This window comes from Rhizobium sp. CF142 (genome assembly GCF_000281145.1).
Lineage (GTDB): Bacteria > Pseudomonadota > Alphaproteobacteria > Rhizobiales > Rhizobiaceae > Rhizobium.
Genome location: NZ_AJWE01000109.1, coordinates 151,165 through 164,538, shown reverse-complemented (window position 1 = coordinate 164,538; position 13,374 = coordinate 151,165). Strand labels below are relative to the sequence as shown.

Here is a 13,374-nt window from a genome sequence, read left to right as displayed (position 1 = left end):
GCTCGCCAGGTAGGGCGTAGCGAGCCTTTCTCACGACACGTACCGCATGGCGGTCGCGCACGTCTCGTCAGAGATAGTTTACAAGGCTGAGGCTCTGCAGCTTGTTGACCAGCGTGTAGGCCGTTTCCAGCTGGGTCTCCAGAGACTTGACCTGGGTGGAAGCCTCATAGGTATCGACCCCTTCGAGATCGACCAGCTTGTTCTGCAGGATGGTCGTCTGGGCATCGAGAGCATCATTGGCTTTTTCGACGCGCTCCTGTGAGAGGCCGAGCTGGCTCTGCTGGCTGACCAGATTGGAAGATGCCCCTGAGGCATAGTTGATCGCCGCCGAAGTCACCGCGCGCTGCGCATCCGAACTGAGGCCCTTTGCCGAGAGTGTGCTGACGAGCACAGAAGCAAGCGCCAGGTAGCGCATACCTTGGGAGTTTGCATTCGCTGACGACTGGATGACTTCCGACCCACTGATCCGGCTGCTCATATTTGTGCTCGCTGCAGTGGACCAACCGCTCGTCGGATCGGTCCAGGACGCTTCGGAGAACATCGGTTCGACCGTGTCGGAGATGAAGCTCGAAATCTCCGTCCCCGAGAGATCGCCGATCGACTTGCCGAGGCCATCCGCGTAGGTCTGCAGAGCACTGTCGATCTGGCTCGAGACAGCGGCCGACTGATCGGTCAGCGGCTTGGAAGACAGGTTGATGCCTCCGAAGAGATACTCGCCATTGACCACTGTATTGCTGGCCGACACCATCTGCGAGAGCGCATCGGTAGCCGACTGCTGCGCCACGGCGAGCGCCGATTCATCCTGGTTGCCGAGCAGGGCCGTCAGGTTGGAGACAAGCGAATCCGCCGCGGTCTGCATAGTTGAGAGTGAGGATTGCGACGATTCCAGCCTCAGGGACACGAGCGCATTGCTATTCTTGAACGAGGCGGCCTGGTCGATGACTGAGGACATGCTGATCGTCTTGGCGACGCCGGAGCCTAGTGACACGCCGAGATCGGCGTAGGTTCCCGTCGCCGCTTCCGTCGAGGAGCTGCTCAAGAGCTTCTGCGACTGGCTGATGGTCTGGCGAAGGATATTCTGTATGGCACTCGTGGAGGTAAAAGAGGTCTTCATGGTGTCCCCGCAATGTCGAGCAGGGATTGAAGCATCTCTTCAATGGTGTTGAGGATCTTCGTCCCTGCCTTGTAGGATTGTTCGATATCGAGAAGCTTCGTCAGCTCCTCATCCAGGTTCACGCCGGTCTCGTTGGAATAGGCCTGTTCGGAGCGGGATAGCGCGGCGGAGGTGTTTTCCGACATTGTCGAAGCATCGCTTCGATATTGCTCCAGCCAGCCGATGGAACTGCCGGCATAGTCGACCAGGCTGCCGGTCTGGCCGATGCCCGCATCGGCCGAGAAACTGCGCGTGACGCTCAAGCTGCTGTAGAGCGTATTGAGATTATCCGCGAAGCCGCTATTGCCGTCGGGGTTGAGATTGGTGACACCGCTGATGCTGCCGTCGCGCAGTTTCATGGGATCACCGCCGGAGCCGGCGATAACAGCCGGATTGACCGTAATCGTCGCGGCGATGCCGTCAATCACACCTGACGTATCCGACGGCGTGCCGCCGTCGGCGCCTGACGCCGTCGTCCAGGTGAAGAGCCCGGGCTGCGTAGAACCGCTGCCCGTCTCGGAAAAGCTTTGGACCAGCCCCTTGGCGATCTCATCGAGCTGCGACTGGAAGGTCGGCGCCACCTCGTCACGCACCTGGAGCAATGCCTGAAGGCTGCCCTTGGCGGTGGTCGTCGAACCCTCGCCAGGCGAGAGCGCGACGCCATCAATATAGACAGAATTGCCTTCAGTGCCTGCGACATAGGTACCGGTCGCCTTGAAACTGACGGTTCTAGGCACGGTCTCGAACAGCGTCGTGCCATCCGCCGTCGAGATGACCATGTCGTTATTGCTGCGGGTGCTGGTGGAGATACCGACGATGGAAGAAATCTGCTTCAGGATCTTTTCCCGGTCGTCCAGCGCCGCTGAGGTGTCCGCGCCTGTCGCCGTTGCCAGCTTGACCGCGTTATTGGCGGTCTGAAACTGCGACAGGAGCGTATTGAGCGTCCCGACCTGCGTGGCGATCGCCGCATCGGCATCCTCCCGCACCGACTGGACGGCATCGCTTGCCGTGTTCAGGCTGTTGGCCAGATCCTGCGCCGCCGTCACGGCCGACTGTCCGGCGGTCGTGTCGCTCGGCGAGGCGGCAAAAGTCTGAAGCGCCGTCTGGAAGGCTGACAGATAGGTGCTCGGCGACGTTTCATAATCGTTGCCGCCGAGGATGGATTGCAGGTCGCCGAGCCCTGACAGCAAGGTCTGCTGCGCGCTGTCTTGCGAGCTCGACTGAAGATATTGCTTGAGCAGGGCATCTTCCTGGGCGCGACTAATCTTGACGATCTGGGCGCCGGCGAGCGTCGAGGTGACGGATGCCTCGCGCCGAACATAGTCGGAGTTGCCTGAATTGGCGATGTTCGTCGAGACGACGCTGCTTTGGTAACCCGTCGTGTTGAAGATGCTCTGAACCGTGTTGAGCGCTGAGGAAATCGACACCAACCCCTCCCCTATCGCTTAAGGTTGACGAGGATATCCATGATGTCAGAGCCGGTCTGGAACACCTTGGAATTGGCCGTGTAGCTGCGCTGCGCCTCGATCATCTCGGTCAACTCGCCCGCGAGATCGACATTCGAGCTTTCGAGCGCACCGGATTGGATGGAGCCGAGGCCGTTGGCCTGCGGAAAGCCGGTGATGGTGACACCGGACTGGCCGTTGGCACTGTAGACATTGCCGGATTCCAGCGTCAGCTTGTCGGGACTTGCGACGGTTGCGAGCGGGATCTGGTAGAGCGGCTTCGTCGTGCCATTGGAATAGCTCGCAGAGACTACACCGTCAGCAGCGATCTTCACACCGCTGACCGTGCTTGCGGCCTGGCCGTTCGCCGAGCCGGATGCGGCGAAATCAGAGGCAAGCTGGTTGAAGCCGGAATAGTCCATCGAGATCGTCTTGCCGGTCTTGGGATCGACGATATCGGTATCGGCCTGTGACGTCAGATTTCCATTGGCATCGAAGGAGAGCGAAGCGACGCTGACGGCATCGGAAGAATAGGGAAAGGATGTCGTGCCCGTGCTCGCCGCATCGGCATTGCGATAGACCGCGACTTCCCAGGTAGATCCCGTGACCGCGCCGCTGGCATCGGTCGTCTCGCCGGTCTTAGTGTAATAGAAGTCATACTGGACTGTGGCGCCCAAGCTGTCGTAACCGACAAGCGACATCTTCTTAGTGTCGTCAGTGACACTCGCCGAAGCACCGTTGGCACTCGGCAGGGTAGCCGGATCGGTGACGACTTCGGCGTTGGAATCGAGGTTGCCGCTGAAAGAGCCGCTCGTCGAAGCGATTGCGGTCAACCCGGACTGATTGACATTGACCGGCACAAGGCCATCAAAGCCGTTGACGACCACAGCGGGCGAGCCGGAATTGTAGGAATAGCCCATCAGGGTAAAGCCGGCGGAGTTGACGAGATTGCCCTCGTCATTGACCGTGAAATCACCGGCCCGGGTCAGGACCGGAATGCCGTCTGCACCCTGGACGATGAAGAAGCCATCACCGGAAATCGCCAGATCGTAATCCGACGTCGTGTAGGAAATATCGCCCTGTTGCGAGACCGCCTGCCGGACAGTCGTCTGAACGCCGCCGGAATTGTAGTTGCCGGATGAAGAGGGCAGGACGAGCGAGGAAAAGCTCGTTGAAACCGCCTTGTATCCCGTTGTGTTCACATTGGCGATGTTGTCGGAGACAGTGCTCAGGCGATTGGCCTGTGCATTCATGCCCGAAACTGCCGTTTTCATGCTGCCGAAGATGCTCATTTTCGTGTCCCTGTTTGCTTCTTAAGATCGGTGTTTTGAATTTAACGCTACTATAAATTGCATTTATGCGTGCGATACGTCACAAGCCGGCCTCTGTTTGGCGTCGTCGCTCACAGACGTGCGGGATCATCCCGGTAAAGGGTTCGTCCGGCCGATTGGCCGGAACGCGACATCGGGTACGGTGGCAAAGTCACGGGTTCAGGCGCCGTCTCCAAAGAGCGAGCGTCAGAAATCGTGGACCTTGTCTTTTGGCCCGAAACGGATTTAGGTAAGTTGATCGATCATGATCATGTTGAGCCGACCACTCGCGTAATGCGAGCCATCCGGTCTAGCTCCCGAGACGATGGCTTCATCAAAACCCGCCCGACTACTGAAGGCGGCTCGACCAGGCCATTTACAGAACTTATTAGTTCTCTAAATCGGAATCACGTTTCGCTCAATACGAAAAATTGAAGTTGCGAAATTTTTTTCGCATTAACGATCCTATCACAAAGCTCCCTTTACCGCCTTCTCCAAGCAACAACCTGCATTCTTTTCGGGCTTGCGTTAACCCGAAATTAATTTATAGAACTTACTAGTTCTCAAAATATGGTGAACGTGTGTCGCTGCTAGACGCACTGAATCCGCCATGATTGGCGTCCCCGAAACGTGTTGAATTTTGCTCGATAGATGCGATCGAACCGACCTTGCGGTCGTTTTCGAAGCGGATATCTACGTCCAGAAGGGAAGCAAGAATGGTTTCGACCTATGTCAGCTATCTGACTGTCGCGCGCGATATGAACGCCAGCCTCAGCGCCGTCGCATCCAAGGCCACGGTTGCCAGTGACACCCAATATTACAAAGACAATATCAACAAGGTCACGTCCGTCGATGAGTTCATGGGGGACTATCGGCTCTACTCCTACGCGATGAAGGCCTATGGCCTCGAGGACATGACCTACGCCAAGGCCTTCATGAAGAAGGTGCTGGAAAGCGACCTTTCCGACTCGTCGAGTTTCGCCAACAAGCTCAGCGACGGCCGCTACGCCGACTTTGCGGCGGCATTCAAATTTTCGGGCGAAACGAAGGAAGCACAGTCGACGGCCCAGGAGACCAACCTTCTGGACGCCTATCAGGCCTCCTTCGATGACGAGCAGGACAATATCAGCAGCGAGACCAGCTATTATCAAGGCGCGATCGCCAACGTCACCTCCGTCGACGATCTCCTCGGCAATACGCGGCTGAAGAATTATGTGCTGACCTCCTTCGGCCTCAGCACCGACTACACGTCGACGAGCTTTTTGCGCGACGTATTAACGAGCGATCTCAACGATCCCAACAGCTTCGTCAATCAGCTTGGTGATCCGACTTATCTCAACCTCGCCAAGGCATTTAATTTCGATACGGACGGCAATGTCGCAGCCGGTGGCGCCCAGTCTGCCGATCAGATGTCCATAGTGACGAATGGCTATGCCGTCTCATCCGCGACGTTTGCCTCAAGCCAGACCGGATCGGCCTACTCGACCTATTACTCCGCAGCGATCGCCAATGTCTCCTCGGTCGACGATCTGATGCAGGATTCCAAGCTGGTTTCCTACATTCGCACCGCCTACGGCATTTCCGAGGATGATCCGGACAATTACATTTCCGCAGCGTTGAAGAACGCCGACGTTGCTAATGCTATCGGCCTCGGCGACCTGCACGACGCGTTCAATTTCAATGAGGACGGCAGCCTTTCCGCCGGCGTGAGCGCTCAGACATCGGATCAGGCGGCCACCACATCGGCGAGCTTTGCCACAAACTACCAGACCGCTATCGCCAATTTTAGCACCGACGATGCGATCGACAATTACAAGACGCGCATGGCGTCCGTGACTTCGATCAACGATTTCCTGAAATCCAACGCGACCGACGATGACAGCACCAATGACGACGAGCCGGAGCTTTGGGAAGTGGCGCTGCGCTCCTTCGGCATCGATCCGGCGAGTGTTTCCAAAAGCGAGTTGCGCAGCGTTCTCTCGAGCGACCCGAATGATCCGAAGAGCTACGTGAATGGTCTGAAAGACGACCGTTTCGTTGCATTCCGCGAGGCCTTCAACTTCGACAAGGACGGCAAGGTCAGCGTGCCGCTGCAGGCCATGTCGGAATCGGTGGTCGATGATTTTGCTGCTGCATACAAGCAGAACAAGATGCGCTACCTCACCGGAACCGCGCAAACGGATGCCGGCAAAGCCGCCGATACCGAAGCCACCTATTTCCGCGATCAGATGGGAAGCATCAAGACGGTTTCCGATCTTCTGTCGAACAGCCGGCTCGTGAACTTCGTCCTCGAAGCCAAGGGGATAGACCCCAAGAGCGTCAGTTCAGCCGACCTGAAGAAGATGTTCTCTTCCGATCTCAACGACAAGAAGAGCTTCGTCAACCAGCAATCCGACAACCGTTTCGCCGAAATCGTTGCATCTTTCAATTTCGATAAGGATGGCAACATTTCCAAGGATCCGACCGGTTCGGTCCAGCAGCGCGGCGATGTCCTCCAGACGGTCAACGACTATCTGGAGCAGACCCTTGAGAGCGACCAGGGCGACGAGAATACCGGCGTTCGGCTGGCGCTTTATTTCCAGCGCAAGGCCCCGACGATCTCCAACGCTTACGACATCCTCGGCGACACCGCGCTCATGCAGTTCTTCACCACGACCTTCAACCTGTCGAGCTACGTTTCCAGCATGGACGTCGATAAGCAGGCAGACATGGTCAACAAATACATCGACCTCAAGGATCTCCAGGATCCGGACAAGGTTGAGTCGCTGATCAAGCGCTTCACCGCCATGTACGACGTCAAGAACGGCACACAGGGTACTTCCCCGGCGCTGTCGATCCTCAGCAATTCCTCGTCCGGCGGCATCAGCGCCGATACGCTTCTGGCCGTTGCCCAGCTCAAGACGGCCTGAACACCATGGACGCGATGTTTTCTCACGACTACCTTCCTGTCATCGAATGCCAGGAAGAGATGGCCTATAAGCTCGCATGTTCGCTGATCGACATGCTGCCTTTCATCGGCGAACCCCGCTATCCAGCACAGACACGCGCATGGCCGCGCCGCGGCGTCTTTGACACCAGCGGCACTGCAATCGAGGATATTCCTCCGGAGATCGAAAAGTTTTGCGACAGAATTGCCGCAAATCTGCTCGCTCACTCGGCTTTCGATATCTGGATCGAAGCAATCGGCGCGATCAAGCCGTACCTCCGCTTGCATTCATAACCGGCGCGACACCTCTGCCCGCTGATCCATCGGATCAGTTCGGGTGCTGACACCATATCTGCGATCTAATTTGAGGAGGGGCGAGCACATCGCCCCTTTTTTGCTGCGCGGTTTTTAAGAACCTCTTCCGGAAGTGCCCCCTCCAAAGGCGGTCCTAACATCGATGCCGCCATCGCGCACGAATCGCGATCCTAGTGGCAATCCCTCCTGTCCCCAGCAGCTCAATTCCATCGGAATTTTTCACGCGCTTTCGAATGCCCGTCCGTCTTGTTAATAATTAAGGTACTTTTAGGTACTATAAACCATCACGTCGTTGAGAGGCCATGCCGCGGCAGCTTCCTGACTTCCCCTTGCCCGTGATGAATCGGCCCAACCAATCGGGACGATAGGCATGAAGCCGCTCAGCACGATCCGGTCATTTCCGGAATGTCGAACCCCAAACTTTGTTTAGACGGGCGATTTCACGATGACGAGCATCAATACGAACAACTCCGCGATGGCAGCGCTGCAGACGTTGCGCACCATCAGCAGCAATATGCAGCAGACACAAAACGCGGTATCGACAGGCTATCGCGTCGATAAGGCATCTGACAATGCGGCCTATTGGTCGATTGCAACGACGATGCGATCCGACAACAAGGCGCTTTCGGCCGTGTCCGACGCTCTCGGCCTTGGCGCAGCAAAGGTCGATACCGCCTACACTGCCATGGACAGTGCCATCGACGTGGTCGACCAGATCAAGGCCAAGCTCGTGGCAGCAACGGAAGAAGGCGTCGACAAGACGAAGGTCCAGGAAGAAGTTTCGCAGCTTCAGCAGCAGCTGCTCAGCGTCGCCCAATCCGCCTCCTTCTCCGGTGAAAACTGGGTTGCCGGCGCCGACGGCACCAAGAGTGTCGTATCCTCTTTCGTCCGCGACGGTTCGGGCGCCGTCTCGGTCAAGATGACCGACTATGTTCTGAGTACGGCCTCCAACGGCAACGTGCTCTTCGGCATGACCACCAGCGGCACGATCGATACCTCCTCGGGCATTCTCGGAACGGCAGATGCAAGCGGCGATTCGGTTTTCTCGCTCGACATCACCAACTTCACCACCGGCCAGATCCAATCCGCGCTTTCGACTGTCGAATCCGCACTCTCTGCCATGACCACTGCCGGTGCTCAGCTGGGTTCGATTTCCACCCGCATCGACAATCAGGAGACATTCGTCAGCGCACTCTCTGACTCGATCGACTCCGGCGTAGGCCGCCTCGTGGATGCGAACATGGAAGAGGAATCGAGCAGGCTGACGGCATTGCAGACACAGCAACAACTCGCAATCCAATCGCTTTCGATCGCCAATTCCTCCTCGCAGAACATTCTGTCGCTCTTCCGCGGCTAATAGCCGAGCGATCCATACAGTCGGAATCCGGAGGCCCAGCCGCGATGGCTGGGCCTTGGTTTTAATCAGGGCTCTACTCCAGCCGGATCGCCAGCTCGGATATCAATCCGGCCAGGCATATATCGCAGCCGGACGAGCGACACCTTTCAGGGAAAACGTACCCGCTTCCTCGAAACGCCCTGGCACCCGCGAAACGAAATCGGCGGATGCGAGCAGGTTGCGCCCGATCACATCGGCGAACTTTTCCATGCGAGCCGCTTCGTTGACCGCCCGGCCGATCGCCGTGAAATCGAGACGCCGCGCCGCGCCGACATTTCCGTAGAAGACTTCGCCGACGTGAAGGACGATATCGACGAGCAGCTGCGGTTCTCCCGTTTCTGCCCGCCTTCGGTTGACCTCAGCATTGGCTTCCATCGCCGCCCGCGCCGCCGATAGGGCGCGCTGGCATGCTTCCGCCGGATCGCCGATATCGGCAGGGAAAATGGCGAGCAGACTGTCGCCCATGAATTTCAGGATCTCTCCGCCCTCCTGCTCGACCGGAGCGCCGATCGCTTCGAAATGCTCGTTCAGCCAGGCGACAATGCGCTCTGGCTGATGCTTTTCATTGAGCGATGTGAAGCTCTTGAGATCGGCCAGAAGGATTGCCGCATAGATCGCCGTGCCATCGCCGCGGCGTATATGACCGCTGAGAATACGGTCGCTGGTTCCCGCACCGGTGTAGATCGCCAGCACCTCCGTCGCGACACGTGTCGTTGCGATCCGGCAGCAGGTCAAGGTCAGCGCCGGCATCAACCGCCGCAATTCCGCAATCTGGTGATCGGAGAATCCCTCGGGATTATCGACGGCCAAGGAGAAGCTGGCACCCGCAAGCGCAGTATCCCCGGGGAATCGAGCGAGTTTCATCAGATAATCGGTGGCCCCGAGCTCGGTCAGCTCGGTCAGGAGCCGGATCGGCGGCGCGTCGGGTCCGGGTGGCAATTTCCAGCGGGCGTAATCGAGATTGTTCGTCAGTAGATAAGCGACGGGTGAGCGCTGAAACAACTCTTGACCCGCTTCGTCATGTCCTTGAACTTCCGTCATGAAGCCGGACGATCGGTACCATGCGACTGAAGACCCGCGTTGCAGGGGATCGATCGACGGCATAGCGATCGACGCACGAATGATCGGATATCCGAGGTCCGTCAGCCGCTCCGCCACGCCTTGCAGAACGGTCTCGATCGTATCGGTCGATAGTCCTTCGGCAATAATCCAGTCGATCAGTTCCTGCAAATGTGGCATGATACGGTCCCTTGGCCTCCGGGATCTGTGGAGGTCTGTCGTTCTACCGTAATTTCGTCAACGGTCCATTGGTCGTGTCATCCACGGGCGCAGGACCGGAACACAACGAAAACACTTAATGCTCGCGTCGGTAGCAGAAAAATGCATGGAACAAAATCAACGCAGGCGCGTAAATAGTCTCTGGGACGCGAAGAACCTGTTATCGCCCTAACAAGAAGCACAACCCACATCGAGGAAGGAACGTGTCAATGACCTCACGGATTGCTAACGTTGTGCCGCATGACGATCACGTGGTCACCGCAAAGGAGGCCCTGGAGGGACTTTTCCTGAGGCTGGAAATGGAGGCGGAAGTCCGGCTCGTGGCCGCCGCGTTGCGTGCCGGCTGGACGGCGGACGAAGCGCTTGACGCGATTGACCAGCTTCGTGCCGACGACACTCAACACTGAGCTTCTCTGAAGCACACCCATCCGGATGGCGTGGCGGCTGAAACAGCCGCCCGGACTATTTTCAGTTTGCCACAAGATGCCCTGGCGATACCTCACGGTATTGAAGCGGCTTGATCTTGTAGTCGACAGGCCGGATCGGGCTTTTGATCTCGTCGTTTGCCACTGCCCGCTTTTCGCGGCGTCGATCGGGATCGGGGACGGGAACGGCGGCCATCAGCTTCTTGGTGTAATCATGCTGCGGATTGCCGAAGACGGCAGCGCGCGGACCGATCTCGACGATCTCGCCGAGATACATGACGGCGACGCGATGGCTGACGCGCTCGACCACGGCCATATCATGCGAAATGAAAAGGAAGGCAAGATTCAGGCTCTGCTGCAGATCGAGCATCAGATTGATGACCTGTGCTTTGATCGAAACATCGAGGGCCGACACGCTTTCATCGGCCACGATGACCTTCGGTTCCAACGCAAGCGCTCTGGCAATGCAAATGCGCTGACGCTGGCCGCCTGAGAATTCGTGGGGAAAGCGCGCGGCCATGTCGGGCGTCAGGCCGACCTTGGTCAGAAGGTCAGCGACCCGCTCCTTGGCTTGCTTGGTCGATCCCATCCTGTGCTCGATATAGGGTTCGGCAATGGCGTCGCCGACACGGATGCGCGGATTGAGGCTGGCAAAGGGGTCCTGGAAGATCATCTGCACGGTCTTGCGCATCTCGCGCATGCCCGCCTTGCCGAGCGCCAGCACATCCTTGCCATCGGCAATGACAGAACCGCTCTGCGCCTCGATCAGCCGCATGATTGCGCGCCCGGTCGTCGACTTGCCGCAGCCGGATTCGCCGACGAGCGACAGCGTCTCGCCGGCATGGAGATCGAAGGAAACGTTCTCGACCGCGTGGACGCGACCGGTCAGCTTACCGAAGAGGCCGGAATGAATGTCGAAGCGCTTGGTGAGATTCTTCACCTCTAGCACCGGGCGAGATGTCGCGGCGACCGTATCGGCCGTTTCGACCGGAATGTCTGATTCTCCCGTCGCGGTATTGACGACGGGGAAGCGTAACGGCCGCTGGTAATTTTTCATGGAACCGAGCACCGGCACGGCCGACAGCAAGGCACGGGTGTAGGGATGTCTGCCGCGATGGAAGATATCGGGTGTCGCTCCGGTTTCCACCTGCTCGCCGCGATACATGACGACGGTACGGTCGGCGATTTCGGCAACCACGCCCATATCATGAGTGATAAACAGAACCGACGTCCCCTCCTCTTCCTGCAGCATCTTGATCAGATCGAGGATCTGGCCCTGGATCGTCACGTCGAGTGCCGTCGTTGGTTCGTCGGCGATCAGGAGCTTCGGCCGTGAGGCAAGCGCCATGGCGATCATCACGCGCTGGCGCATGCCGCCGGAGAAGCGGTGGGGATATTCGTCGAAGCGCGAGACAGCCGAAGGAATGCGCACCTTTTCGAGCAAGCGGATCGTCTCGGCGCGGGCTTCAGCCTTCGACATCGGCCGGTGGCACAGCAATGCCTCGGAGATCTGGTCGCCGATCGTGAAGAGCGGATTGAGGCTCGTCATCGGTTCCTGGAAGATCATCGCGACATCATTGCCACGAACCTTGCGCATCTCGCCTTCCGGCAGGGCCAGAAGGTCGCGCCCGCCTAGCATGATCTTGCCTTCGATGCGGCTCGAATCCGCCTGCAGAAGGCGCATGATCGATAACGAGGTCACGCTCTTGCCGGAGCCGCTTTCACCGACGATCGCGACCGTCTCTCCCGGTGCGACATCGAAGGAGACATTACGAACGACAGGCTTCCAGGCGCCATCGACCAGAAACGATGTCGTCAGGTTCTGGACGGAGAGAACTGGCTCCGCCGTTGCGATGGATTGTGCCTGGATGCCTGTCATGATCGCCTCCTCAGAATTCGCGCCTTGGTTCTCGGATCAATCCGGCCACTTCAGCACACCTTCGAAACGTCGCTTGCTGCGGTTTTCGATTGGTGTCGCGATGATCTCGTTGGAGGCGCGCGCCTTGTCGAGCTCCTCGGCCAGACGGCTGGCGACGATCTTCTCCTGCCCTGGGTGCAGGTTGCACGGATCGAGATAGAAGTAGCGATGCTCGACTTCGTGATCGCGTACGATGATCGGCGGCGAGCCGCGGCCGAGCGCATCGGCGAGGTCCCAGGCGGTGATATGGGCCTCATCGGTATCGATGATCACCCGCATGCGATCGAGCGGGTTGTTGGTCGGGTCCGGCTCGATCAGTGCGGTCACGCCGGGGCGACCGTCGAGCGTCCGTTTCCAGAGGTTGAGGTAGCTCGTCTCGCGCTCGCGGATACCGGCGTGGTCACGCTTTTCCCAGGCCTCGAGCGCTGCCATGACGCCGAAGATGCTTTCCTTGCCGACCTTCATGCCGCGGCCGATGCCCATATTCTGCAGGAAGGCGTTGCGTACCAGTTCCTTCTTGCCGGCGACGATGCCCGAGGTCGGGCCGCCCAGGAACTTGTGGCCGGAATAGAGCACCACATCAGCCCCCTGCTCCAGGAATATCCGCAGATCATATTCCGAGGCCGCATCGACGATGACGGGGACACCCTTGGCATGGGCGATCTCGACGAATTCCTTGAGGTTTAGCAGGCCATAGTCGACGACATGATGCGAAACGACATAGACGGCGGCGGCCGTCTTCTCGGTAATCGCATGCTCCATGTGGAAGCGGTGCGTAGAGGTGGCCTGACCGACCAACACGACCTTGCCGCCGGCAAGCCGGATCGCCTGATCGACCGGCGCGCCATAGCTGACGACGTGGCCCATCTGGACGAGAACTTCGTTCTTTTCCGGGACGAGATCCGGCAGCTTTTCGATGGCAAGCAGATTGTTGCCGGTGATGGCGCCTGCGACGGCGAGCGAAATGCCAGCCGAGCAGGAGGCGGTCACAAAGCCCGCCTCGCCGCCGGTCAGCCGCGCAATGACGGCGCTCGCCTTGCGCTGCAAATCGTTGACCTCAACGAACTGCGGCAGGATCGACGACATGGCGGCGATGGCCTCGGGAACGACGATCGAGGCGCCGAGGCTGGTCATGGTGCCGGAAACGTTGATGACCGGGCGAAGGCCGATCGATGTGCGGATGTCCTCAGACATGGGTGTCTCCAATT

At 58.5% G+C, this 13,374-nt stretch carries 10 protein-coding genes; 4 read left to right on the top strand and 6 right to left on the bottom strand.

The features are described 5' to 3' along the window. Window positions 1-67: 67 nt before the first annotated feature. Genes PMI11_RS26535 through PMI11_RS26525 form a run of 3 tightly spaced genes read right to left on the bottom strand, consistent with a single transcriptional unit; the run spans window position 68 to window position 3,890 of the window. A complete protein-coding gene (locus PMI11_RS26535; protein WP_007823457.1) occupies window positions 68-1,114 on the bottom strand; it encodes a flagellar hook-associated family protein in 1,047 nt (348 codons plus the stop codon). Beyond that, complete coding sequence (flgK, locus tag PMI11_RS26530) at window positions 1,111-2,580, bottom strand: flagellar hook-associated protein FlgK (RefSeq protein ID WP_007823456.1); 1,470 nt, start codon at window positions 2,578-2,580, stop codon at window positions 1,111-1,113. The genes PMI11_RS26535 and flgK overlap by 4 nt, the downstream gene beginning before the upstream one ends. 11 nt (window positions 2,581-2,591) lie before the next feature. Continuing rightward, the gene (locus PMI11_RS26525; protein WP_007823455.1) at window positions 2,592-3,890 is read right to left on the bottom strand and encodes a flagellar hook protein FlgE; all 1,299 of its coding nucleotides are present in this window, start codon (window positions 3,888-3,890) and stop codon (window positions 2,592-2,594) included. A gap of 734 nt (window positions 3,891-4,624) precedes the next feature. On the opposite strand from PMI11_RS26525, the gene PMI11_RS26520 reads away from it, so the two are divergent. From PMI11_RS26520 to PMI11_RS26510, 3 genes are all read left to right on the top strand, one after another. Further along, window positions 4,625-6,817: a DUF1217 domain-containing protein gene (locus PMI11_RS26520; protein ID WP_007823454.1), complete on the top strand. Its 2,193-nt coding sequence runs from the start codon at window positions 4,625-4,627 to the stop codon at window positions 6,815-6,817. A 5-nt stretch (window positions 6,818-6,822) separates the two neighbouring features. Then, complete coding sequence (locus PMI11_RS26515; RefSeq protein WP_025668295.1) at window positions 6,823-7,128, top strand: hypothetical protein; 306 nt, start codon at window positions 6,823-6,825, stop codon at window positions 7,126-7,128. 466 nt (window positions 7,129-7,594) lie between these two features. Next, window positions 7,595-8,506: a flagellin N-terminal helical domain-containing protein gene (locus tag PMI11_RS26510; RefSeq protein ID WP_007823451.1), complete on the top strand. Its 912-nt coding sequence runs from the start codon at window positions 7,595-7,597 to the stop codon at window positions 8,504-8,506. Between the two features lie 102 nt (window positions 8,507-8,608). Here the strand turns inward: PMI11_RS26510 and PMI11_RS26505 are convergent, their stop codons facing one another. Continuing rightward, entirely contained in the window at window positions 8,609-9,784 is a 1,176-nt protein-coding gene (locus PMI11_RS26505; RefSeq protein WP_007823450.1) for an adenylate/guanylate cyclase domain-containing protein, read from the bottom strand. Between the two features lie 248 nt (window positions 9,785-10,032). Here PMI11_RS26505 and PMI11_RS26500 point away from each other — a divergent pair, with 248 nt between their 5' ends. Then, complete coding sequence (locus PMI11_RS26500; RefSeq protein WP_007823447.1) at window positions 10,033-10,230, top strand: hypothetical protein; 198 nt, start codon at window positions 10,033-10,035, stop codon at window positions 10,228-10,230. A 61-nt stretch (window positions 10,231-10,291) separates the two neighbouring features. Here the strand turns inward: PMI11_RS26500 and PMI11_RS26495 are convergent, their stop codons facing one another. Together PMI11_RS26495 and PMI11_RS26490 are read right to left on the bottom strand one after the other, a co-directional pair. Further along, window positions 10,292-12,127, bottom strand: a complete 1,836-nt coding sequence (locus tag PMI11_RS26495) for an ABC transporter ATP-binding protein (RefSeq protein WP_007823445.1) — start codon at window positions 12,125-12,127, stop codon at window positions 10,292-10,294. 36 nt (window positions 12,128-12,163) lie between these two features. Further along, complete coding sequence (locus PMI11_RS26490) at window positions 12,164-13,360, bottom strand: aminotransferase class V-fold PLP-dependent enzyme (RefSeq protein ID WP_007823443.1); 1,197 nt, start codon at window positions 13,358-13,360, stop codon at window positions 12,164-12,166. Between the last annotated feature and the right edge of the window lie 14 nt (window positions 13,361-13,374).